Annotated in this window: 25 protein-coding genes; 9 read left to right on the top strand and 16 right to left on the bottom strand. The window is 72.5% G+C overall.

The annotated features are described in order from the left end of the window. Nucleotides 1–87: 87 nt before the first annotated feature. On the top strand, nt 88–1,035 hold the full coding sequence (locus IC607_RS00555; protein ID WP_191785057.1) for a 1,4-dihydroxy-2-naphthoyl-CoA synthase: 948 nt from the start codon (nt 88–90) through the stop codon (nt 1,033–1,035). Here IC607_RS00555 and IC607_RS00560 read toward each other — a convergent pair. Continuing rightward, nucleotides 1,032–1,187 carry a hypothetical protein gene (locus tag IC607_RS00560; protein ID WP_191785058.1) on the bottom strand — a complete coding sequence of 52 codons (156 nt, stop codon included), beginning with the start codon at nt 1,185–1,187 and terminating at the stop codon, nt 1,032–1,034. The two genes, IC607_RS00555 and IC607_RS00560, sit on opposite strands and share 4 nt — an antisense overlap. A gap of 97 nt (nt 1,188–1,284) precedes the next feature. Continuing rightward, on the bottom strand, nt 1,285–2,355 hold the full coding sequence (locus IC607_RS00565; protein WP_191785059.1) for a DUF3048 domain-containing protein: 1,071 nt from the start codon (nt 2,353–2,355) through the stop codon (nt 1,285–1,287). Nucleotides 2,356–2,616: 261 nt separating this feature from the next. Here IC607_RS00565 and menE point away from each other — a divergent pair, with 261 nt between their 5' ends. Beyond that, on the top strand, nt 2,617–3,768 hold the full coding sequence (gene menE / locus IC607_RS00570; protein ID WP_191785060.1) for an o-succinylbenzoate--CoA ligase: 1,152 nt from the start codon (nt 2,617–2,619) through the stop codon (nt 3,766–3,768). Then, nucleotides 3,765–4,634, top strand: coding sequence for a 1,4-dihydroxy-2-naphthoate polyprenyltransferase (locus tag IC607_RS00575; protein WP_191785061.1), 870 nt, complete (start codon nt 3,765–3,767; stop codon nt 4,632–4,634). The genes menE and IC607_RS00575 overlap by 4 nt, the downstream gene beginning before the upstream one ends. A 4-nt stretch (nt 4,635–4,638) precedes the next feature. On the opposite strand, the gene IC607_RS00580 is transcribed toward IC607_RS00575, so the two are convergent. Then, nucleotides 4,639–4,944: a DUF4229 domain-containing protein gene (locus IC607_RS00580; RefSeq protein WP_191785062.1), complete on the bottom strand. Its 306-nt coding sequence runs from the start codon at nt 4,942–4,944 to the stop codon at nt 4,639–4,641. A gap of 55 nt (nt 4,945–4,999) precedes the next feature. On the opposite strand from IC607_RS00580, the gene IC607_RS00585 reads away from it, so the two are divergent. Then, nucleotides 5,000–5,320 (top strand): PLD nuclease N-terminal domain-containing protein, encoded by a 321-nt coding sequence (locus tag IC607_RS00585; protein WP_191785063.1) that lies wholly within the window; start codon nt 5,000–5,002, stop codon nt 5,318–5,320. Nucleotides 5,321–5,446: 126 nt separating this feature from the next. On the opposite strand, the gene ccsB is transcribed toward IC607_RS00585, so the two are convergent. The 6 genes from ccsB to IC607_RS00615 are packed head-to-tail and all read right to left on the bottom strand — an operon-like array spanning nt 5,447 to nt 10,890. Next, complete coding sequence (ccsB, locus tag IC607_RS00590; protein ID WP_191785064.1) at nt 5,447–6,469, bottom strand: c-type cytochrome biogenesis protein CcsB; 1,023 nt, start codon at nt 6,467–6,469, stop codon at nt 5,447–5,449. Then, nucleotides 6,466–8,247, bottom strand: coding sequence for a cytochrome c biogenesis protein ResB (locus tag IC607_RS00595; protein ID WP_370525928.1), 1,782 nt, complete (start codon nt 8,245–8,247; stop codon nt 6,466–6,468). The genes ccsB and IC607_RS00595 overlap by 4 nt, the downstream gene beginning before the upstream one ends. Nucleotide 8,248: 1 nt before the next feature. Beyond that, nucleotides 8,249–9,052, bottom strand: a complete 804-nt coding sequence (locus IC607_RS00600; RefSeq protein WP_191785841.1) for a cytochrome c biogenesis CcdA family protein — start codon at nt 9,050–9,052, stop codon at nt 8,249–8,251. A gap of 5 nt (nt 9,053–9,057) precedes the next feature. Further along, the gene (locus IC607_RS00605; RefSeq protein ID WP_370525929.1) at nt 9,058–9,642 is read right to left on the bottom strand and encodes a TlpA family protein disulfide reductase; all 585 of its coding nucleotides are present in this window, start codon (nt 9,640–9,642) and stop codon (nt 9,058–9,060) included. Then, on the bottom strand, nt 9,639–10,289 hold the full coding sequence (locus IC607_RS00610) for a histidine phosphatase family protein (protein ID WP_191785065.1): 651 nt from the start codon (nt 10,287–10,289) through the stop codon (nt 9,639–9,641). Before IC607_RS00610 ends, IC607_RS00605 begins: the two co-directional genes overlap by 4 nt. Nucleotides 10,290–10,329: 40 nt before the next feature. Next, on the bottom strand, nt 10,330–10,890 hold the full coding sequence (locus tag IC607_RS00615; protein WP_191785066.1) for a MarR family winged helix-turn-helix transcriptional regulator: 561 nt from the start codon (nt 10,888–10,890) through the stop codon (nt 10,330–10,332). Nucleotides 10,891–10,994: 104 nt separating this feature from the next. Here IC607_RS00615 and IC607_RS00620 point away from each other — a divergent pair, with 104 nt between their 5' ends. Further along, on the top strand, nt 10,995–11,555 hold the full coding sequence (locus IC607_RS00620) for a YceI family protein (RefSeq protein ID WP_191785067.1): 561 nt from the start codon (nt 10,995–10,997) through the stop codon (nt 11,553–11,555). A gap of 91 nt (nt 11,556–11,646) precedes the next feature. Here the strand turns inward: IC607_RS00620 and IC607_RS00625 are convergent, their stop codons facing one another. Together IC607_RS00625 and IC607_RS00630 are read right to left on the bottom strand one after the other, a co-directional pair. Next, entirely contained in the window at nt 11,647–12,309 is a 663-nt protein-coding gene (locus tag IC607_RS00625; protein ID WP_191785068.1) for a redox-sensing transcriptional repressor Rex, read from the bottom strand. Nucleotides 12,310–12,356: 47 nt separating this feature from the next. Further along, on the bottom strand, nt 12,357–12,611 hold the full coding sequence (locus tag IC607_RS00630) for a glutaredoxin family protein (RefSeq protein WP_191785069.1): 255 nt from the start codon (nt 12,609–12,611) through the stop codon (nt 12,357–12,359). 79 nt (nt 12,612–12,690) lie between these two features. Here IC607_RS00630 and IC607_RS00635 point away from each other — a divergent pair, with 79 nt between their 5' ends. Next, on the top strand, nt 12,691–13,497 hold the full coding sequence (locus tag IC607_RS00635) for an HAD family hydrolase (RefSeq protein WP_370525930.1): 807 nt from the start codon (nt 12,691–12,693) through the stop codon (nt 13,495–13,497). Nucleotides 13,498–13,521: 24 nt separating this feature from the next. Here IC607_RS00635 and IC607_RS00640 read toward each other — a convergent pair whose 3' ends face one another. After that, complete coding sequence (locus IC607_RS00640) at nt 13,522–14,160, bottom strand: GNAT family N-acetyltransferase (RefSeq protein ID WP_225224277.1); 639 nt, start codon at nt 14,158–14,160, stop codon at nt 13,522–13,524. A gap of 135 nt (nt 14,161–14,295) precedes the next feature. On the opposite strand from IC607_RS00640, the gene IC607_RS00645 reads away from it, so the two are divergent. Next, on the top strand, nt 14,296–14,829 hold the full coding sequence (locus IC607_RS00645) for a GNAT family N-acetyltransferase (protein ID WP_191785071.1): 534 nt from the start codon (nt 14,296–14,298) through the stop codon (nt 14,827–14,829). Between the two features lie 72 nt (nt 14,830–14,901). Here the strand turns inward: IC607_RS00645 and IC607_RS00650 are convergent, their stop codons facing one another. The 3 genes from IC607_RS00650 to IC607_RS00660 all read right to left on the bottom strand — a co-directional run bounded on the left by IC607_RS00650 (nt 14,902) and on the right by IC607_RS00660 (nt 16,733). Further along, nucleotides 14,902–15,000, bottom strand: coding sequence for a 30S ribosomal protein bS22 (locus IC607_RS00650; protein ID WP_003792170.1), 99 nt, complete (start codon nt 14,998–15,000; stop codon nt 14,902–14,904). A 187-nt stretch (nt 15,001–15,187) separates the two neighbouring features. After that, on the bottom strand, nt 15,188–15,412 hold the full coding sequence (locus IC607_RS00655) for a helix-turn-helix domain-containing protein (protein ID WP_191785072.1): 225 nt from the start codon (nt 15,410–15,412) through the stop codon (nt 15,188–15,190). Between the two features lie 148 nt (nt 15,413–15,560). Beyond that, on the bottom strand, nt 15,561–16,733 hold the full coding sequence (locus tag IC607_RS00660; RefSeq protein WP_191785073.1) for an acetoin utilization protein AcuC: 1,173 nt from the start codon (nt 16,731–16,733) through the stop codon (nt 15,561–15,563). A 150-nt stretch (nt 16,734–16,883) separates the two neighbouring features. Here IC607_RS00660 and IC607_RS00665 point away from each other — a divergent pair, with 150 nt between their 5' ends. Both IC607_RS00665 and IC607_RS00670 read left to right on the top strand, forming a co-directional pair. Further along, nucleotides 16,884–18,254: a TrkH family potassium uptake protein gene (locus IC607_RS00665; protein WP_191785074.1), complete on the top strand. Its 1,371-nt coding sequence runs from the start codon at nt 16,884–16,886 to the stop codon at nt 18,252–18,254. Then, nucleotides 18,247–18,933 (top strand): TrkA family potassium uptake protein, encoded by a 687-nt coding sequence (locus IC607_RS00670; RefSeq protein WP_191785075.1) that lies wholly within the window; start codon nt 18,247–18,249, stop codon nt 18,931–18,933. Before IC607_RS00665 ends, IC607_RS00670 begins: the two co-directional genes overlap by 8 nt. 136 nt (nt 18,934–19,069) lie before the next feature. Here the strand turns inward: IC607_RS00670 and IC607_RS00675 are convergent, their stop codons facing one another. Further along, nucleotides 19,070–22,696: an immunoglobulin-like domain-containing protein gene (locus IC607_RS00675; RefSeq protein ID WP_191785076.1), complete on the bottom strand. Its 3,627-nt coding sequence runs from the start codon at nt 22,694–22,696 to the stop codon at nt 19,070–19,072. Nucleotides 22,697–22,713: the final 17 nt, after the last annotated feature.

A 22,713-nucleotide genomic window follows, 5' to 3' on the forward strand; every position in this document is an offset into this window, starting at 1 on the left:
TTCGAGCGCGCACCGGGTGACAGGTCCGCCGTCGTGCGCACTTTCTGGTACGACCGTACCAGATTTGTCCCGACTAGGCTGAACCCCGTGAACGCACCGCTGCCCGACCGCGTGTCCGAGACGTTCGACCCGACGCGGTGGCGCACCGTGGACGGGTTCGAGGACCTCACCGACCTCACCTACCACCGCGGTGTCGACCGGACCGGCGCGGAGCCGCGCGACCTGCCCGTCGTCCGCGTCGCGTTCGACCGTCCCGAGGTCCGCAACGCGTTCCGCCCGCACACCGTCGACGAGCTCTACCGCGTGCTCGACCACGCCCGCATGACGTCGTCCGTCGGGACCGTCCTGCTCACCGGCAACGGCCCCAGCCCGCGCGACGGTGGCTGGGCGTTCTGCAGCGGCGGCGACCAGCGCATCCGCGGCCGCGACGGGTACAGGTACGCGGAGGGCGAGCAGGCGCAGGACGTCGACCCGGCCCGCGCCGGTCGGCTGCACATCCTCGAGGTCCAGCGCCTCATGCGGACCATGCCGAAGGTCGTCGTCGCGCTGGTGGGAGGCTGGGCCGCGGGCGGCGGCCACTCGCTGCACGTCGTCGCCGACCTGACCATTGCGAGCCGCGAGCACGCGCGCTTCATGCAGACCGACGCCAACGTCGGCTCGTTCGACGGCGGCTACGGCTCCGCGCTCCTGGCCCGTCAGGTGGGAGACAAGCGCGCGCGAGAGATCTTCTTCCTGGCCCGGGAGTACTCGGCCGACGACGCCCTGGCCTGGGGAGCCGTCAACGACGTCGTCCCCCACGCCGAGCTCGAGGAGGCCGGCCTGGAGTACGCGCGCATCATCGCGACCAAGTCCCCGCAGGCCATCCGGATGCTGAAGTTTGCCTTCAACCTGGCCGACGACGGCCTGGCCGGCCAGCAGGTCTTCGCCGGCGAGGCCACGCGGCTGGCCTACATGACCGACGAGGCCGTCGAGGGGCGCGACGCGTTCCTGCAGCGCCGCGACCCGGACTGGTCAGGCTTCGGCTACGCGTTCTAGCGAGTCGCCATCGCCCAGGAGGCCAGGCCCACGAGCTGGGCGACGAGCGCGGCAGCGCCGATCACCAGGCCCAGCAGGATCAGGCCGGACACGACGACCGCGCCCAGCGATGAGGTGTCGTGCTCGTGGTGGTCCGGCTGCGTCGTGGTCATGCGACCAGCGTCGTCCGCGGTCGCCGCGCCGGGCATCGGCCCCGGGGCGCGACCCGGCGCGCCCGCCGTCAGACCGCGGGCGCGCCGGCGTCAGACCTCAGGACGACACCTTGAACGACCCGTCCTCCTTCGGGACGAGCTCCACCCACGTGTTCCCCGGCGCCAGCAGCGCGGGCGACCCGTCGGACAGGAACAGCCGCAGCGGCTCGTCCTTCGCCTTCTTCTTCCACGTGACGGCCACCGTCTTGCCGCCCGTCGCGACCAGGCCCTTGCCGGAGCCGACCAGGTCGTAGGTCGGGACGGGGGCGCCGCCCTGGGCGTTGAAGCCCGAGTCGGGGTGCTTCGCGACGATCGTGACCACGTTGGTCGCGGTCAGGCGCTTGCCGTCGCGGGCGGTCGCCGGGGTCGAGTCCTCGCTGCGGTTCCACTTCTTGGCCTTGGCGTCCCACGTCCACGAGGGGTGCGCGGCAGCGGACAGGGCGTAGGAGATCTTCGAGGTGCCCTTGCCGCCCCCGACTGCCGCGGCCTCGTCGGCCGAGCGCGCGAACAGGAACTGCTGACCGGGCGCGTCCTGGTGCTTGTCGTTGGCGCTCTTCCAGAACGTCTTGGGCGTGCCGTAGACGTTGTGCGGCGCGGCCCGGTCCGACGTGCGGTACATGCCGGCCGCGCCCGCGTCGTGGCTGATGGGCTGGATGCCGTTGGCGGCGACGAGCGGCAGGATGCCCTTCTGCCCGCCCGAGAACGCCAGCAGACCGTGCATGGGCGCCAGGATGATCGGGTCCATCGGGCGCACCGAGCGGATGGGGCCCACCTCGTCGGGCACCTTCGACTGGAAGACCGCGATGAAGCGCGACACCTGGAACTCGACGACCGTCTCCCAGACGATGTCGGCCTGGTCGAGCCCCGTCTGCGGGCGGGCCTGGTGCGTGTTCTCGATCTTCACCGCGAGCGCGGGCCGGTTGACCGGCTTGCCCTCGACGCCGGTCAGCGGCCACGTGGGCGCGATCGACGGCGTGGGGGCGGGCGTCTTGTCCGCGACGACGGTCGGGGCGACCGTCACGGGCGAGGCCGTGGGCGCCGGGGAGTCCGAGCCGCCGCTGCAGGCGGTCAGGGTCAGGGCTGCTGCCCCGGCGAACGCGGCGGCGCTCCACACGGTCCGGCTGGTCATCGGTTCTCCCTGGGCGTTCGGTCTGGCTTCGGTGCGCACGTGGGCACCGGTCAGGCGGGTCACGGGACTGGCACGGTCGGGCGCCTTGCGCCCGGGGACAAGGCTGACACACGCCGGGCGACGACCGTGCCATCACCGCGCCGCACGCCGGGCGAGTCCTGGCGCACGTCGCGCACGGGGTCCGCGTGAGTCCCCGGCGGGAGCCGGGCGCCGTGACGACGACTGCGCGCCACTACCGTCAGCGCGGCCTACGCTGGTGGGATGACCCGGCCGCTGCGCGACGTGCCCGCGCAGGCGGAGCCGCTGCTCGCAGCGCTGGAGCCGGCTCTGGACGGTCGCGGGCCCGCGGTGGCGCCCGTGCCCGACGAGCACCGCGACGCGTCGCACGCGACGAAGGCCCCGGGCGTGCCCGACGAGGTCGCGGTCGTCGTGCGCACGTCCGGCTCGACCGGCGACTCCCGCGCGGTGATGCTGGGCGGCGAGGCGCTGCGCGCGTCGGCGGGCGCCACGTACGACCGCCTGGCGGGCCCGGGCCGGTGGTTGCTGGCGCTGCCGGCCGAGCACGTCGCGGGCATCCAGGTGCTGGTCCGGTCCGTGCTGGCGGGCACGACGCCCGTCGTGATGGACGCGGGCCCGTTCCGGTCGGCGGGCTTCGTCGCCGCGACCGCACGCCTGGGCGCCGGGACTCGGTACACATCCCTGGTCCCCACCCAGCTCGTCCGCCTGCTCGACGACGAGGCCGCCCGCGCCGCGCTCGCCACGTACGACGCCGTCCTGCTCGGCGGTGCGGCGGCACCGGCGGCGCTGCTCGATGCCGCGCGCTCGTCGGGCGCCCGCATCGTCACGACCTACGGGATGTCGGAGACCTGCGGCGGCTGCGTCTACGACGGCGTCCCGCTGGACGGCGTCGAGGTGACGCTCGACGACGGCGTCGTGGAGCTCGCCGGCCCCGTGCTGGCCACCGGCTATCTTGGTCGGCCCGACCTGGACGCGCAGGCCTTCGTCCACCGCGACGGCGGGCGGCACCTGCGCACGTCGGACCTCGGCACGCTCGACGACGGCGTGCTGCGGATCCTCGGCCGCGTCGACGACGTCATCGTGACGGGCGGCGCCAAGGTCGCGCCCGCCGCGGTCGAGGACGTCGTCGCAACCCTGCCCAGCGTCGCGGAGGTGTGCGTCGTGGGCGTGCCCGACGACGAGTGGGGGCACGCCGTCGTGGCGGCCGTCGTGCCCGCCGGCGCCCCTCCGACGCTCGACGAGGTCCGCGCCCTCGTCGCCGCCCGCCTGGGGCCTCGCCACGCTCCGCGCCGGCTCGTCCTGCGCGACCACCTGCCCCACCGCGGCATCGGCAAGCCCGACCGCCGTGCGCTCGTCCGCGAGCTGACCGACCCCACTCCCCGGAGGACCCTGTGACGACCGCCCACGACTGGGTTGCCGGCGCCCGCCTGCGCACCCTGCCCGCCGCCGCCGCGCCCGTCCTGGTCGGCACGGGCGCGGCCGCCCAGCTCGACTCCGAGCACCTGGGCCGGGCGCTGCTCGCGCTCGGCGTCGCGCTCGCGCTGCAGGTGGGCGTCAACTACGCGAACGACTACTCCGACGGCATCCGCGGCACGGACGTGGACCGCGTGGGACCGATGCGGCTGACCGCGTCGGGCACGGCGACCCCCCGGTCGGTCAAGACGGCGGCGTTCGCGTGCTTCGGCGTCGCGGCGCTGCTGGGCCTGTGGCTGGTCGCCCTGTCCGGGCAGTGGTGGCTGATCCTGCTGGGCATCGCGTCGATCGTCGCCGCCTGGTACTACACGGGCGGCAAGAACCCGTACGGCTACCGCGGGCTGGGCGAGGTGGGCGTGTTCGTGTTCTTCGGCCTCGTCGCGGTGCTCGGCACCACGTACACGCAGGCGGGACGGCTGTCGTGGCCGGCCTGGGTGGGGGCCGTGGCCGTCGGCCTGCTCGCGTGCGCGCTGCTCATGGTCAACAACCTGCGCGACGTGCCCACCGACGCCCTCGTCGGCAAGCGCACCCTGGCCGTGCGGCTGGGCGAGCACCGCGCCCGACGCGCCTACGCGGGCCTGGTGATCGTCCCCGTGCTGCTCGGCGTCGCGTGCTCGTTCGCGTCGCCGTGGTGCCTGTTCGTCTCGATCCTGCTGCTGCCCGCGATCATCCTGGCGGTCACGGTGCTCGTCGGCGCCCGCGGGCGGGCCCTGGTCCCCGTGCTCGCCGCGACGGGGATGCTCGAGCTCGCGTTCGGGATACTGCTGGGGTTGACCCTGGCGCTGTAGCGCGTCAGGCGTCGGAGCGCGGAGCCTGCTCGGGCTGCTGGGCGGCTCGGGCGGCGTCGTCGGCCGCGTCCTCGAGGTCCGCGTCGCGGTCCAGCGCGGTCTTGGCGCGCGCCGGCGCCCGCTCCGAGCGGGCCTGCACGTAGGCGGCAGCGGCGGCGCTCTGCTTGCCCAGCAGCACGTACCCCAGCCCCCAGGCCAGGAACAGCGCGGCGAGCGGGGCGAGCCAGTCGCGCAGGCCGATCATCCAGAGGCCGACGGTGATGACGGCGAACAGGAGCAGGCGCAGAGCGGTGTAGACGACGACAGGCACCCCTCCAGGGTAGGTCAGCCCGTCACGTGGACCGAACGCGCACTACCCTGACGGCATGCTGCGCAACCTCGGGGTCCTGCTCCTCATCGGCCTGGTCGTCTACTGCGTCATCGACATCGTGCGCAGCGAGGCGCACGAGCGACTCGGCGTGCACCAGGCCCTGTGGATCCTGCTCGTGGTCCTGTTCCCGCTGCTCGGGTCGGTCGTCTGGCTGGCCGTCAGCATCACGCGCCGCGGCCAGGCACAGCCGCGCCCCGCCGGCTGGGGCGCCACGACGTCGCGCGGCCCGTCGGCGCCCGACGACGACGACGAGTTCCTCTGGCGCCTGGACCAGGAGCGCCGCGAGAACCCCCCGAAGGACGACCCGAAGCCCTGACCCGGCCACCACGCCCACCCGCACGTCCGCCCACCCGGCGAACCTGCGATCATTGGCGCCAAGACGTCAGATGACGTGCACGATCGCAGGTTCGGGATCGGGTCCTCGCTCGGAAACCGCTCGTGCTCAGAGGCCCGAGTACGAGTGCTTGCCGGTGACGAACAGATTGATGACCGTGAAGTTGGCGAGGACGCAGGCGTAGCCGACGAAGACGAAGTACGCGGCCCGCCGTCCGCTCCAGCCGCGGGTGGTGCGCGCGTGCAGGTAGGCCGCGTAGACGACCCAGGCGACGAACGTCCCGATCTCCTTGGGGTCCCAGCCCCAGTAGCGGCCCCACGCGTGCTCGGCCCAGATGGCACCGGCGATGAGCGTGAACGTCCACAGCACGAACCCGACGGCGTTGAGCCGGAAGGACATGGCCTCGAGGCGACGCGCGTCGGGCACCTGCTCGAGCCACGCGAACCGCGGTCCGGTCACGGCCCAGCCGGACAGCGCGCGGCGCATCCCGTCGCCGCGCGACCAGGGCGCGACCAGGTGGGAGTGGTCGTTCTCGCGGCCGTCGCGCAGCACCTGCAGCACCGCGGCGGCGAACGCGACCGTGAAGATGCCCGTGGCGCTGATGGCGACGCCGACGTGCAGCACCAGCCAGTAGCTCTGCAGCGCGGGCTGGACGGCCTCGGCCTGGACGTAGAACTTGAGCAGCGCGGTCGCGAGGAACAGGACGGCGAGGCCCAGCACGACGACGCTGATGAACGGGATGGCGCGGCGGCGCTGCACGATCGCTAGCACCAGGGTCGCCATGAAGACGCCGACGAGCGTGAACTCGTACATGTTGGCGGTGGGCCAGCGGCCGGCGGCGATGCCGCGCAGCACGATGCCGCCGAACAGCAGCGCGACGCCCAGGAGGTGCGTCGACCGGGCGATGCCCTCGGCGCGGTGCGAGCGGTCGGGCGCGGCCTCGTCGGCCGATCCCGCTGCCGCGCTCACGGGGCCGCTGGACGCGCCGGCCATCGCCGGGACAGCGGCGCGCGTGCGCTTCTGGGCCTGCTCCGCGATGCGCGCCATGTCGACCGTGTAGGCGATCAGCGCGATCGTGAAGGAGGTGGCGGCCGCCCACACCAGCAGGGTGCTCAGGTCACCGGTGTTCATGGCGTCTCCTGCGTCGAGGTGGGGGTCGAGGTGGTGCTGGTGTCAGCAGCGGGTTCAGCGGGCGGTTCCAGCGGCAGCGCCGCGAGGATGCGGTCGAGCTCGGGTTGGAGCCCCACGTCGTCGCCGCGCGCGAGCCCCGCGGCGGTCACCACTGTACGACCGTCGCCGGCCTCACGGCCCGGAGCAGCGCGGACCCAGATCCGCCGCCGCGGCGCGAACAGCGAGGTGGCCAGCCCGACGAACGCCAGCAGCGCGAAGACCAGCACGTACAGCAGCGCGGGGTCGTGCCGCAGGTCGAGCGCGACGTACCGCGGCAGCGCCTTGAACGTCAGCGTGCCGAGCCCGTCGGGCAGGTCCACGGTCTCGCCCATCTTGACGTAGAGCGTGACGGGCTTGCCGTCCTCGTCGACCGACTGCGTCATCTTCGACTCGTCGAGCTCGTAGACGTTCTGCGGGACGCCGGTGTCCAGGCCCAGGTCGCCGTGCCAGACCGTCAGCACCAGCATCGGGTTGCCCGGCTGCGGGTAGATGGACTGCCACGTGGTGTCGTCGACCTGCTGCGCTGTGGGCAGCAGGTAGCCGACGATGCCGATCTGGTCCTGGCCGCCCGTGACGTCCGGCGCCTTGATGACCCCGCGGGACGTGTAGACGTTGTTCTGCGGGATGAACGGCGTCGGGCCGTCGGCCGCGACGTTACCCGCGGCGTCCTTGATCTCGACGTCCGGCGCGTACCCGTTGCCCGTCAGGTAGACCTTGGCGCCGCCCGCGTCGAGCGGGTGGTTGACCTTGATCGTCTTCTTGGTCGGGTCGCCGCCGGGCTCGGTCAGCGTGACGTGGGCGGTGAAGTCGCGCGGGTTGAGCGTGGTGGGGTCGAAGGCCGACTCGAAGTCGTCGAGCTTGAGGGTGAACGGGTCGAGCGACGACGGGTCGAACGCCGTGCCCTGCTCGAACGTGTCGTAGGCGACCTTCGCGTTGGCGAAGCCCTCGCCCTGGATCACGATCGCCTGCGCGCGGTAGTGCAGCAGCTGGCCCGTCGCCACGGAGATGAGCAGCCCGACCAGGGCCAGGTGGAACAGCAGGTTGCCCGTCTCGCGCAGGTAGCCGCGCTCGGCGGACACCGACCACGCGCCCCCGCCCTCGTCGCGCACGTCCGTGCGGTACCGCGGCCACAGCGGCAGCCACGGGCGGCGCAGCACCTTCTCCGCCGCGCGCACCAGGGTCTCGGGCTCGTCGGCCGACGAGCCGGCGCCCTGGGCCGGGAACCGCGTGAACCGCCGCGGCGTGCGCGGCGGACGGCCCCGCAGGGCGCTGAAGTGCACCTTGGTGCGCGGCAGGATGCAGCCGACGAGCGAGACGAACAGCAGGATGTAGATCGCCGAGAACCACACCGACGCATAGACGTCGAAGAACCCGAGGCGGTCCAGCCACGGGCCGCTCGTCGGGTGGTCCAGCAGGTAGGTCGCGACCTTGGCCTCGTCCTGCGCGCGCTGCGGGAACATCGCGCCCGGCACCGCGGCGACGGCCAGCAGCATGAGCAGCAGCAGCGCCACGCGCATGCTCGTCAGCTGGCGCCACGTCCAGCGCAGCCAGCCGAAGAAGCCGATCGCGGGGACCACGACGCGGGGCTCCGCGGGCGACGACGAGCCACCGGCCGTGTCGTCGGCTGCGTCGCGTGATCCGCCGTCGCGCGCCGCGTCGTCGGCCGCCGGAGCCGTCGGCGTGTCCGCGGGATTGTCCGCGAACGTGTCCTCGAGCCCCTCGGGGCGGTACCGGGCCACGTCACACCACCGTCGTGAAGGGGTCGTTGCCGGTCAGCAGGCCCTGCAGCCACGAGGCCCACTGGCCCCAGACGCCGGTCACCAGCGCCAGCCCGATGACGATGAGCATGCCGCCGCCGATGCGCATGATCGCGACCCGGTGCCGGCGCAGGAACCCGAGCGCACGCGTCGAGGACTCGAACCCGAACGCGACCAGCACGAACGGCAGCCCGAGGCCCAGGCAGAACATGACGGACAGCAGCGCCCCGCGCCACGGCGTCCCGCCGTCGAGCGAGAGCGCGAAGATCGCGGTCAGCGTCGGGCCGATGCACGGCACCCAGCCGAGACCGAACGTCAGCCCGAGCAGCGGCGCACCCCACAGCCCGGCTCGCGGCGCGAGGTGGACGCGGCGCTCGTTCTGCAGGAAGGGGATCAGCCCGCAGAACGCCAGGCCCATGACGATGACGACCACGCCCATGATCCGCGTGATCGGGTTCTGGTAGCGGTTCAGCCACCCGCCCAGCGAGCCGGCCAGCACCCCGAACGCGACGAACACGACCGTGAACCCGGCGACGAACAGCGAGACGCCGAGCAGCACCCGCGAGCGCGCCGGGGCGACGCGCGTCGTCGTCGTGCCCACACCCCGCTCGCCCAGGCTCGCGGCGGACCCGGACATGCCCCCCAGGTACCCCAGGTAGCCGGGCACCAGCGGCAGGACGCACGGGGAGGCGAACGAGACGAGCCCGGCGATCACGGCGACGGGGATCGCCAGCAGCAGGGTCCCGGAGGCTGCGGTCTGGCCGAACCAGTCGCCGGCCCCGGTCAGGACGGTCACGAACCCTCCGCGAGCACGTCGTCGACGATGCCGCTCAGGGTCGAGGCCCGCGCCGTGCCGAGGATGCGGGCGGCCACGTCACCGTCCCGGTCGAGCACGACCGTCGTCGGGACCGCGTTGATGGGGATGACGCCCTGCAACGACGCGATCGCCGTGCCGTCCGTGTCGTGGATGCTCGGGTACGGCACGTCGAACGCCTTCTGGAACGCGAGCGCAGGGCCCTTGGAGTCCGTCCCGTTCACGCCGATGACGTGCACGCCTTTCGACTCGTAGTCGTTGGCGAGCGCGACGAGGTCGGGCGCCTCGGCACGGCACGGCGGGCAGTTGGCGTACCAGGTGTTCACGACGACGACATCGCCCTGCCACGCCGTGACGTCCTGCTCCTTGCCCGCGTAGTCCGTGCCCGTGAGCTCCACGGGCCCCTTGCGGTCGTCGGCCGCGAAGATCGCGGTGCCCCCGTCCCCGGAGACGTACCCCTGGCCGCTGACGTCGTTCGACGCCTTCTCGTCGGACGTGCTGCAGGCACCCAGCAGCGCGACGACGACGAGGGCCGCGGCGAGCGACCGCACGCGCGCGCTCACGCCCCCGCCACCGTGGCGGCACCAGGCAGCAGGTGCGCGGCGGGCTCGCTGTAGCCGATGCGCACCAGGCGGTCGTCCTCGAACGTCAGGCTCGTCAGGCTCGCGAGCGAGCACTGCCGCTTGCGCGGGTCGTGCCACAGGCGGCGCTTCTCCGACGCCAGGCGCAGCACCCACACCGGGAGCTGGTGGCTGACGACGACGGCCTCGTGGCCGCGGGCCAGCTCACGCGCGTCGGCGACGGCCGCGCTCATGCGGGCCACCTGCTCGACGTACGGCTCACCCCACGACGGGCGGAAGGGGTTGCGCAGGTAGGGCCAGTGCTGCGGGTGGCGCAGCGAGCCGTCACCGACGCCGAACTTCATGCCCTCGAAGTGGTTGCCGGCCTCGATGAGGCGGGGGTCCGTGCCGACCTCGAGCCCGAACGCCGCGGCGATCGGGGCGGCCGTCTCCTGCGCGCGCTGGAGCGGTGAGGCGATGACGGCGACGACGTCGTGCCGGTGGGGCTCGTCGGCCAGGTACGCGGCGACCGTGCTCGCCATCTCGTGGCCGCGCTCGGACAGGTGGTAGCCGGGCAGGCGTCCGTACAGGACCCCCTCCGGGTTGTGCACCTCACCGTGGCGCATGACGTGGACGGTCGTGGCAACCATGAGGCTCAGTGTCCCCTACGTCGCTGTGTGTCGGAGTCGATCAGTCCACGCTCACGGCGTGACACGGGCCACTGACCAGGTGCGTGCGGACGATCTCCATGGCCTCCCCCAGCGCGGCGAACTGCTCCGGGGTCAGCAGGTCGACGAGGTGGTCGCGCACCTGCTGGACGTGCAGCGGAGCAGCGGCGACCAGCGTCGTCCAGCCCAGCTCCGTCATCGTGCAGTTCACCCCCCGCGCGTCGGCCGAGCACGACGAGCGCGTGACCAGGCCACGTTCCTCCATGCGGCGCACGGTGTGGGTGAGCCTGCTGCGCGAGTGCGCGAGGTCGTCGGCCAGCGCGGACATGCGCTGCGTGCGGCCGGGCTGCTCGGACAGGCGCACCAGCACCTCGTACTCGTGCGTGGACAGGCCCGACGACGCCTCGAGGTCGTGCGCCAGCACGTTGGTCAGCCGCGCCGTCCCGTCCCGGAACATGCGCCAGTGGTGCTGCTCGGCGTCGGAGAGCCAGCGCACGTCGGTCGCCGGGTCCTCGGGGGCGGCCGGCTGGGTGGCGGTGGGCTCGGTCGAGGCCTGCTCGGTCGAGGCCGTCGAGATGCTCATCACACGGACCTCCGTCTCGTCTGCTGTTGCGGTCCTGCCGCAACTGTAGTACAACTTTTAACTATCAAGGTGATTGATACTTCAACTTCCCTCGGAGGCACCCGATGAGCACCACCACCACGAACGTCCCCACCGACCTGACCGCCGGCACCTGGGCCATCGACACGTCGCACTCGGAGGCGGCCTTCACGGTCCGCCACGCGGGCATCTCGAAGGTGCGTGGCACCATCGGCATCGCCGAGGGCACCGTCACGGTCGGCGACGACCTGGCCGGCACGTCGGTCTCCGTCAAGCTGGACCCGTCGACGGTCTCCACCGGCGACGCGGGCCGCGACGGTCACCTCAAGAGCGGCGACTTCTTCGACGTCGAGGCGTTCGGCGAGTGGACCTTCGTCTCCACCGAGGTCCGCGGCCAGGGTGGCGACTACGTCATCGTCGGCGACCTGACGATCCACGGCGTGACGCAGAGCGTCGAGCTCGCCACCGAGTTCAACGGCACGGCCACCGACCCGTTCGGCAACCAGCGCGCGGGCTTCGAGGCCTCCGTGACGATCTCCCGCAAGGACTTCGGCCTGACGTGGAACGCGGCCCTCGAGGCCGGCGGCGTCCTGGTCAGCGACAAGGTCGTCATCGCGCTCGACGTCTCGGTCATCAAGCAGGCCTGACGACCCCAGCACCACCCGCACCACCCCCAGCGTCCGAGCATGTGGTCGTCATAGCGACCACATGCTCGGACGTTGTGCATGACGGGTCGTCTCAGGCGCCCGTGGCCGAGCGGCGTGCGTCGTGGAACGCCAGGATCTGCAGCTCGGAGGCCACGTCGACCGCACGGACGTCCACGTGGTCCGGGACGCGCAGGGCACGCGGCGCGAACGTCAGGATCCCGGACACGCCCGCGTCGACGAGCGCGTCGCACACCCGCTGGGCGGCGTGCGCGGGCGCCGCGATGACCCCGATGCTGACGTCCCGCTGCTCGACGACGCGCGCGAGCTCGTCGGCCGGCTCCACCACCAGACCCGCCACCGTGGTGCCGACCACGGCCGGGTCGGCGTCCAGCAGTCCCACCACCGCGAAGCCGCGCTCGGCGAAGCCGGAGTAGTTGGCGAGCGCGTGGCCCAGGTTGCCGATGCCGACGATCACGACGCGCCGCTGCGTCGCGAGCCCCAGCACGACCCCGACCTGCTCGCTCAGGTGCGCGACCTCGTAGCCGACACCGCGCCGGCCGTACGAGCCGAGGAACGACAAGTCCTTGCGGAGCTGCGCGGAGCTCACCCCGGCCCGCTCTGCCAGCTCGTCCGACGACGTCGTCACGATGCCCTCGTCGCCCAACGCACCCAGCGCCCGCAGGTACCCGGGCAACCGCGCGACCGTGGCCGGCGGCACAGCGCGCACACCGGCGCCGCTCGAACGAACCCCCACGTCAACCCCCTCGTCGACCAGGATCACCGTCGACCCTGCGAGCCAGGTTAGGGCTCGCGCGGCGCCTTGGCGAGAGCCTTGCGCACCCGATCTGCGTCGATGCGCCAGTAGCCTTGCCGCACGCCGTCGACCTCGACCACCGGCACCAGCTCGCCGTACTCGGCCAGCACGTGCCCGCCGGCCTCGTCGACGTCCACCTCCGACCAGGACGCACCGAGCCCGCGGAGCGTCTCGCGCGCCTCGTCGCACAGGTGGCACCCGGCACGGCCGAAGAGCACGGTGCGGACACGGTCGCTCGTCATGGCAGCGAGCCTAGACCGGACGAGGTGCCGGGCCTGTGCACGGCCGTCCGCGCGTGGTTTCGATCGTTACAGTGACCCGGTGCAGCAGGCTCCCCCCACCCCCATGTCGGACGCCTGCCCCGTCGCCGCCTTCTTCGACGTCGACAACACGCTCATCCGCGGCGCCAGCGCGTTCCACCTCGCGGCCGGCCTGTACCGGCGCGGGTTCTTCCGCAAGCGCGACCTGTGGCGCTACGCGTTCCACCAGCTCCGCTACCGCGTGCTGGGCGAGAACAAGGATCAGATCGACGAGCTGCGCTCCGAGGCGCTGCAGATCATGCGGGGGCACTCGGTCGCGGAGGTCACCGCGATCGCCGAGGACATCTACGACCAGGTGCTGTGCCTGCGGATCTACCCCGGCACGCAGAAGCTGCTCGACGAGCACGTCGCGGCCGGCCACGGCGTCTGGCTGATCACCGCCACGCCCGTCGAGATCGCGTCCCTGCTGGCGCGCCGGCTCGGCGCGACCGGCGGGCTCGGGACCGTCGCCGAGCACGCCGACGGGCACTACACCGGACGGCTCGTCGGCGACATGCTGCACGGCGAGGCCAAGGCGGCCGCGGTCCGCACACTCGCCGCCGAGCGCGGCATCGACCTGTCCCGCTCCTACGCGTACGGCGACTCGCTCAACGACGTCCCGATCCTGTCCGAGGTGGGCCGGCCGTGCGCCATCAACCCCGAGCGCCGGCTGCGCCGGTACGCGGCGGAGGTCGGCTGGCCCGTGCGTGAGTTCCGGGGCCGACGACGGGCCGCCCGACGAGGCGTCAACGCCGCCAGCCTGGCGGGCGCCGCGTGGGCCGCGAGCCTGGTACTGCGCGCGGTACGCCGCTCGCTGCGCGGCCGCTGAGCCACCGTCAACTGCCGGTTCTGCTCAGGCCTTCACGGCGCGGCTCATGGGGAAGATCCACGGGCCGTCGTCGGGGTGGTCGGACATCGGCACGCGCTCGCGCACGGACGCGTAGCCGAGGTCGGTGTAGTAGCCGACGTTGTCCGGCTTCGTCGTCTCCAGATAGCTGGGCCCGCCGGCCTCGTCGACGAGCGCGAACGCCGTCGCCATCAGGAGCTTGCCGCGGCCGGCCCGCTGCAGGTCGGGCCGTACGCCCAGCGCCTCGACGTACCACGCGTCCTGCGGGACGCCGGCCGACGTGACGTCGCCGAACCGGATGATGCCCAGGCTGTGCTCGCGGGTCGTTGCCGCGATCCGGGCGATGCGCAGCGACTGGCGCAGCCACCGGGCCGTCGTCATGGGGTACGTGCCGGGCGGGTAGATCGCGATGGCGCCGGTCGTCACACGGTCGAGGCGCGTCACGAACGCGTGCCCGTACCGGACGCCGTCGGCGAGCGTCATCCGGTACAGCGCACGCAGCTCACCCTCGCGCCGTGCGCGCACGGGGAACAGGTGGACGAAGCCGGGGTCGTCGGCCAGCGCCGCCGCCAGGACGTCCGCCGCCTCGGCGATGCCTTCCGGGCGCAGCGGCTCGACGGAGTCGGGAAGGGGCGCGGCGGACATGTCGGGCATCCTCTCTGGGACATGCGTCCAGATGCAAGCCCGAGGCGCCTCTGACCTGCGAAATCACGACCGAGATCGCTGCCTCTACCAGCCACTTGCAGGGAACGTGGTGCCGGAGGTGCCTATGCTCGGCTGGTGCCCCTCCAGGTCCGCCCCGCCCAGCCCGACGACGTCCCCGCCCTGGCGCGCCTCGCTGCGGCCACGTTCCCGCTGGCCTGCCCGCCGGACTCGACGCCGGCCGACCAGCAGGCGTTCATCGACGCCGTGCTCTCCCCCGCCCGGTTCGACGAGTACCTCGCCGACCCCGCTCGCACGGTGCTGGTGGCCGACGAGGACGGCGAGCTGGTGGGCTACACGATGCTCGTCGCCGGGACGCCCACGGACGCCGACGTGCGGGCGACGCTGAGGCTGACGCCGACCGTCGAGCTGTCCAAGTGCTACGTCCTGGCCGGCCACCATGGCGCCGGCATCTCGAACGCCCTGATGGCGGCCTCGCTGGAGGCGGCCCCCGCGGACGCCGCCGGGATCTGGCTGGGCGTCAACCAGCTCAACGAGCGCGCGCAGCGCTTCTACGGCCGCCACGGCTTCCGGCGCGTCGGCGTCAAGCACTTCCAGGTCGGTGACCGGCTCGAGGACGACTACGTCCTGGAGCGCGCGCTCGACCGCTGAGCCCGACGCCCTCGACGCCGCAGACCGACCCCGGACGCACGACGGGCCCGGCATCAGCCGGGCCCGGTCGGGTCACTTCTTGTTACGACGCTGGTGGCGCGTCTTGCGAAGCAGCTTGCGGTGCTTCTTCTTGGCCATCCGCTTGCGGCGCTTCTTGATGACGGAACCCATAGGTCCACTCTCGCTTCCCGGTGGAGTGGCCCGACCCGGCGGGGCCGGACCTTGCTGATCGATCGACGCGCGGTTCGTCGATCAGCCATCGAGTCGCGCACGCACGGAGAAAGTCCGAGGCCCTACCTTACGCGATCTTCGGCACCGCCCGCGACGCGCCGTCGGATCCGCCCCGCTCACAGGCCCCTCAGGAGGTGCGGCGGTCGGCCTCGTCGGCCGTCTCGACCGGCGCGATGGACGTGGCGAGGAAGTGCTCGAGGGCGTCGGCGGGGACGCGGAAGGACCGGCCGACGCGGACGCCGAGCAGCTCGCCCGAGTGCAGCAACCGGTACACGGTCATCTTCGAGACACGCATGATCTCCGCCACCTCGACGACGGTCAGGTAGCGCTGGCGGCCCGGCTGGTCGCTCATGTTCTGCTGCTCTTCCATTCCGGCCGGCGATGCGTCGGCCCCGCGCACCCCCGCTGGGTGTTGCCCCACCCTAGTGGCGCGTGGGACTGGAGTGAAAGAGGTGAACTCGTGTGACACCTGTGCGGCACCTGGACGGCCCAGTCGCCGCTCAGGCGTCGGCGTGCAGACCCAGCCGGGGGAAGGTCGCCGCGCGCGTCGCGCGGATCGCCCGGTCCACCTCGTCGTCCGGGTCGTACCCTGAGGACCACGGCCGGAACGCCGGCTCCCGCCCGTCCCCCATCTCGGGCGGGCCCGCGCGACCGTAGCGGTTGGTGACCAGCTCGCGCCACGCGTCGGGCACGGGGGTGGCCGGGTCCAGGGGGCGGTGCGCGGCGACGGCCAGGACGTGGGTCCAGGCGCGCGGGACGACGTCGATCATGGCGTAGCCACCTCCGCCGAGCGCGAGCCAGCGGCCGTCGCACACCTCGTGCGCCAGGTCGTGCAGCCAGGTCGCCGCGAGCCGCTGACCGTCCACCGAGACGCGCAGGTGCGTGAGCGGGTCCATGACGTGCGAGTCGCACCCGTGCTGGGTCACGAGCACCTGCGGCGCGAAGTCCCGGACGACCTCCGGCACCACCGCGTCGATGGCCCGCAACCACCCGGCGTCGCCGGTGCGCGACGGCAGCGCCAGGTTGACCGCGAGGCCGTCGGCGTCCGGGCCGCCCGTGTCGGTCGGGTAGCCCGTCCCCGGGAACAGGTGGTGGCCGGTCTCGTGGACGGAGATCGTCAGCACGCGCGGGTCGTCCCAGAACACGGCCTGCACGCCGTCGCCGTGGTGCGCGTCGACGTCGACGTACGCGACGCGCTCGGCTCCCGCGGTGAGCAGGGAGCGGATGGCGACGGCGGCGTCGTTGTAGACGCAGAAGCCCGACGCGGCACCCGGCATGGCGTGGTGCAGGCCGCCCGCGATGTTCACCGCGTGCTCGCAGTCCCCGCGCCACACCGCGCCCGCGGCGTCGACGGTCCCCTGGACCACGCGCGCGGCCGCCTCGTGCATGTGCGGGAACACCGGGTCGTCGCGCGTGCCCAGACCGCGGTCCGGGTCCGCCGTGCCCGCGGCGGCACGGCGCACCGCGGCCACATAGTCGGGGTCGTGCACCGTCTCGAGCAGGGCGTCGGGCGCGATCCCCGGCGCGAGGAGCTCGACGCCGTCGAGGACGCCCAGCTGCTCGGCGAGCCGAATGGTCAGCTCGACGCGGTCCGACGTCATGGGGTGCCCGTGCCCGAAGTCGTACCCGAGCATGTCGGACGACCACACCACGCGCGCGGAGCCGGCCGTCATGACCCCACTGTGTCATGCCGCCGACTCTCGACGACCACCGCCCGCGCGAACGGCCTGGCCATGCCACAGTGGTGCACGTCGTCCGGGACGCCGGGACAGACAGGGGACATGCGCGCGACGACCGCGTCGACACGGGCGCGAGGAGGTGGGATGACACGCGGCAACCTGGCCTGGCGCGGGCGCGAGCTCGTCGACCGCGCCGCGCGGCAGTCCCCCGCCCGGCTGGCGCTCGGGGTCTTCGCCGCCGTGATCGCACTGGTGACCGTGCTCCTGCTGATGCCGTGGGCCACGACGAGCGGCGAGCGGGCCCCCTTCGTCGACGCCCTGTTCACCGCAACCTCCGCCAGCACCGTGACGGGCCTCGTCGTGGTCCCGACCGGGGAGTACTGGTCCGGGTTCGGGCTCGTCGTCATCCTGGTCGCCATCAAGGTGGGCGGCCTCGGCGTCATGACGCTCGCGTCGCTGCTCGGCATGGCGGTCTCGCGGCGGATCGGGCTCACACAGCGCCTGCTGGTCTCCTCCGAGACCAAGACGACCCGCCTGGGCGAGGTCGGCTCGCTGGTCCGCACCGTCATCGTCACGTCGACGGCCCTCGAGCTCACCATCGCGGTGATCCTGCTCCCCCGGTTCCACATGTACGACGAGGACTGGGGCGAGGCGGCCTGGCACGCGCTGTTCTACGGGGTCTCGGCGTTCAACAACGCCGGATTCGTGCCCACACCGGAGGGGCTCGAACCGTTCGTGAGCGACTGGTGGGTGCTGCTGCCGATCATCGTCGGCGTCTTCATCGGCTCGCTCGGCTTCCCGGTCATCCTCAACGTGGCGCGCCACCTGCGCGAGCCACGGCGGTGGAACCTGCACTCCAAGCTCACGGTCGTCACGAGCCTGGCCCTCGTCGTGTTCGGGTCGCTGCTCGTGGCGGCGTTCGAGTGGACCAACCCGGGCACCTTCAAGCCGCTGGGTCCCAGCGGCACCGTGCTCGCCTCGCTGTTCGCGGGCGTCATGCCCCGCTCGGCCGGGTTCTCGACCGTGGACGTCGGCCAGATGCACGAGGGCACGTGGCTGCTCACCGACGCCCTCATGTTCGTGGGTGGCGGCTCGGCGTCGACCGCCGGCGGCATCAAGGTCACGACGCTGGCCGTCATGCTGCTCGCCATCGTCGCCGAAGGGCGTGGCGACCGGGACGTCGAGGCGTTCGGGCGGCGCATCCCGCGCGAGGCCCTGCAGGTCGCCATCGCCGTCTCGCTGGTGTCCGCGACGTTCGTGCTCATCGCCTCGCTGCTGCTGCTGGCGATCACCGGGTGGACCCTGGACGTGGTGCTGTTCGAGGTCATCTCCGCGTTCGCGACCTGCGGGCTGTCCACGGGCCGGACCCCCGACCTGCCCGATGCGGCCAAGTACGTCCTGACCGTGCTCATGTTCATCGGCCGGACCGGCACGATGACGCTTGCGGCGGCGCTCGCGCTGCGCAACCGTCGTCGGGTCATCCGGTTCCCGGAAGAGAGGCCGATCATTGGCTGACACCCCGCAGAACGCCCCCCGCAACCCCAAGAAGGCCGACGGCGTCCTCGTCATCGGCCTGGGTCGGTTCGGGTCGGCCATCGCCGCGACCCTCGACCGGCTGGGCCAGGACGTGCTGGCCGTCGAGCGCAACCCCGAGCTGGTGGCCCAGTGGGCCGGCCGGGTGGCGCTGGTCGAGGCCGACGCGGTCAACCCCGAGGCGCTCGAGCAGCTCGGCGCGCGCGAGTTCCCCGTGGCCGTCGTCGGCGTGGGCTCCTACCTCGAGGCGTCCGTGCTCATCACCGCGAACCTCGTGGACATCGGCATCCCCCAGATCTGGGCCAAGGCCATCAGCTCCGAGCACGCGCGCATCCTGCAGCGCATCGGTGCGCACCACGTGATCCTGCCGGAGGCCGACGCCGGCGCCCGCGTCGCCCACCTGGTCAGCGGCAAGCTGCTCGACTACATCGAGGTCGAGGACGGGTTCACCGTCGTCAAGATGCGCCCTCCCAAGGAGACCCAGGGTTTCACCCTGGCGCAGTCCAAGATCCGCGAGCGGTACGGCGTCACCGTCATCGGCGTCAAGAGCCCCGGGCTCGACTTCGTCTATGCCGACTCAGAGACACGCATCTCCGCCAACGACCTGCTGGTCGTCAGCGGCCACGCCGACCTGCTGGAGCGGTTCGCGGCCCGCCCCTGACAGGCCTGCCACACCCCGGGCACTCCACCCACTCCACGCACTTCACGCACTTCACTCGAAGTGAATGCCTGGTTGAACGACACGCCGCGCGCACGGTGTCCGGCGCGCGGCATGTCGTTCAACCAGCGATCCACCGCTACCGCTTGACCACCAGGGTGGTGGTCGACTTCGACGAAGTGATGTCGGCCGTGCCGGCGTACGTCGTCGTCACCTTGTACGTGCCCTTGGCCAGCTTCGGCAGCGTGATCTGCGCCTTGCCGGACCGCAGGGTCGCGGTCTTGGCCGCGTAGGTCCAACCGCCGCGGGTGACCTTGACGGTTACCTGGCCGGTGGGCGTGACCTTCGACGCGGTCACCGACACCTTGACGACGGCCTTCTTCGACGCCTTCACGGACGCCGCCGACGCCTTGGTCTTCGACGACGCCTTGGTCACCTTGACCGTGGCCGTGTCCGACGAGCCGAGGAACCGGGTGTCGCCGCCGTACACAACCGTCAGCCGGTGCGTGCCCGCCGTGGGTCGCGTCAGCGTGAGCGTCACACGGCCGCTCGCCAGCTTCCCGGACGCGACCTGCGCGCTGCCCTCGAGCACCCGGACGGTGCCTGTCGGCACGCCGCCCGCGCCGCTGACGCGGACCACGACCGTCGCCGAGCCGCCGTACACGAGCGACGACGTGGCCGTCGCCGCCGTGACCGACGCCTTGAGCTGGACGCCTGTGGCGGGCAGGGACAGCGCGTTGACGGCCTCGGTGTTGCCGGCGACGTCGACGGCCCGGTACTGCACCGTCGTCGCAGCCGACCCGATGCGCACCGCGGAGGTGTACGCCTTCCACGCGCCGGTCGTCCCGAGCCGGTACTCCACCCGGGCCACGCCCGACGTGGTGTCCGCCGCCCGCACGCTGACCGCGCGGGCCGCGTCCACCGCCGCGCGGCTCACCGGCGCCGTCGCGTCGACACCGACCGTCAGGTTCACGGACGCCGAGCGGCGAGCCGTGGTGTCGGTGGCACGCGCCGCGACCAGGTGCAGTCCGTCAGCAGACAGCGACGTCGACGCCGACGAGCCGGCCGTCGCGGCCCACGCCCCGCCGTCGACCGCGAGCTCGACGCTCGACACGCCCGACGGGTCCGTCGCGGAGGCCTGGACGGCGACCGGCGCGGTGCGGAACCAGCCGGACAGACCGTCCGCCGCCCGAGCGGCCGCGAGTGCGACCACCGGGTCGGTGTCGTCGGTGACCGTCACCGTGACGACGGCCCGCACCTGCGAGCCTGCCGCGACGGTCCCGGACACCGTGAACGTGCCGGGTGCCGCGTACGACGAGCCGGCGACGTGGTCCCACTCCACCGGCGCGACGGCCGTGCTCCCGTCGGCGTAGTGCACGGTCGCCGTGGCGGGGAGGTGCGGCGCCGTGCCCTGCGCGGTCGTGACCGCCTGCGCGTCCACCGACGTGACCAGCAGGTCGGGCTGGTAGGCGCCGAGCAGCCGCTCGTACTCCGCCTGGGTCACCGGCAGGACGGTCCCGTGCCGCGGGCTCGACGGCAGCTGCGCCGACGGCACGCTCGTCCAGTCCCCCGAGTCGAGGTCGGTGGACGTGAACGCCAGGTACCCCTGCCCGCCGTGGTAGCTGGGCTGGTCGATGAACAGGTACCAGCGCTCCTCGGTGTTGGACCTGAAGATCGTCGGCCCCTCGCCGCCCGTGAACGTGCCGCCCCACGGGTTGGGCTGGTTCAGGCCCACCTTCTCCTTGACGAGCTGCCAGCCGGGCGCGCTCGTCGTCGTCGGCAGCGAGCCGGTGACCGTGGCGAGCAGGTCCGTGGACCTCTCCTCGCGCGGGATCATGTACGCCTCGTCCTTGGTGAAACGGTAGAACGTGTCGCCGTCCTTGATCACCGTCGAGTCGATCATGCCCAGGCCCGTGCCGCGCTTGACGTCGATCCACGGCTTCGGGTCGGAGAACGTGACGAAGTCACGCGTGGTCGCGTACATCATGCGGTTGTAGCTGGTCCGGTAGTCGCGGCCTGCCGTGTCCGTGGTCGGGTACAGGTTGGACGCCCAGTAGACGACGTAGGAGCCGAGGTCCTCGTCGTAGTAGGCCTCCGGCGCCCACGTGTTGCCGGCGTAGTCCGACGAGACCTTGACGTGCCGCTGGTCGGACCAGTGCACCAGGTCGGTGGACTCCCAGACCTCGAGGTAGGTGCTGCCGTTCTGCTGGGCGGCGGAGAAGTTGTTCCCGCCGTAGATCTTGAGGTCGGTGGCCAGCAGGTAGAACTTGTCCCCCTCCGGCGAGCGGACGATGAACGGGTCGCGCAGGCCCTTCTCGCCGAACGACGAGGTCAGCACGGGGTCGCCGTCGTTGAGGTCGGCCCAGTGCGTCGGGTCGTTCCCCTTGCTCGCGCCGAAGTAGATCGACTCGCCGTCCGGCGTCGTCTCACCCTCGAAGTAGGCGAACATGTAGGCCGTCGGGTCGGCGGCCTCCGGCAGCGCCGGGACGGTCGCGGTCAGGACGCGGGAGGCGCTCAACCCGTCGAGCGTCGCCGTCACCGTCAGGTCGACGGTCGTCGCCGCCTGGCCGTGCGCGGGGCGGTGCACGACGCCGGTCGCGTCGACGACGGCCTCGTCGGCCGACTCCCACGTCAGCGCCGCACCATGCGCGCCCGTCGTGGGGAGCGTCAGGTTCCCGCGGACGTCGCCGAGGTTCGGCACGACGACGCCGTCGAGCGCGTCCGTCAGCAGGCCGTCGGTGTCCGGCAGCGCGAGGACGGTCACCGCCAGGGCGCGCGTCGTGCTGACGCCCGCGCGCGTGACCGTCGCCGTCAAGGTGACGTCGGTGTCGCCCGTCGCGGCCGACGGCCGCGTCACGACCCCCGCCGCGGACACCACGTCCGGGTTCGACGACGCCCACGAGACGGTGGTGCCGTGCGCGCCCGTCGTCGGCAGCGTGAGCGACGACGTGACGCCGGACGTGTCGCCCAGCGACAGCGCGGCCGCGTCGGTGGTCACGGCCGGGGTCACGACGTCGACGGCGAGATCGGTGCGCTCGTCGTCCGTCAGCGTGCGGTCGTAGACGCGGAAGTCGCGGATCGCGCCCTTGAACGAGTTGTCCCCGGCCCACGGCGAGCGGCCCAGCATGTTGTTCGTGCCGCCTCCCACGATGTCGCTGGGCTTGACCGTGATCGCGCTGTTGCGCGCGACCTCGACGCCGTCCTCGTAGAGCACCGAGTACCCGGGCGTCGCGACGGTGCCGCCGACGATCGTGTAGGTCAGGTGCTTCCAGATGCCGGTGGTCAGTGCGCCGGCCCGGATCGTGTTCAGCTCTCCGCTCGCACCGGTGGTGATGGCGCCGCGCAGCCGCGGCTCCCAGTCCTTGCCCGTGACGAAGACGTAGCCGGCGTCGGACGCGTTGCCGAGGCTGAAGATGAAGTAGTTGTTGGCGAGCGTCGGGTCGATGTTCACGTCGAAGTCGACCGACACCGTGCCCAGCCCGGTGAGCAGGCCGTCGGGCAGGTCGATGGCGTTGCCCGAGCCGCCGGCGCCACCGGAGAACGTGAACCCGTCACCGCCGGCCCACGTGCTGGCGCCGAGCACGGTCCCGTCGCGCCCGTGGCCCGACGAGTCCGCGGCGACCGTGCCCGACGTCTCGTCGAGGGCGTACCGGGCGACGAGCCCGTCGTCCGGTCCGTCGGCGGCGGTCGCGGGCGTCGCCGCGACCACCCCCGCGAGCGCGACCGCGATCGCGGTCACCGCCCCTGTGGTTGTGCTGATCCTCATCAGAGCACTCCTTCGTG

Source organism: Cellulomonas sp. JH27-2 (assembly GCF_014837175.1).
In the GTDB taxonomy this organism is placed as follows: Bacteria; Actinomycetota; Actinomycetes; order Actinomycetales; family Cellulomonadaceae; genus Cellulomonas.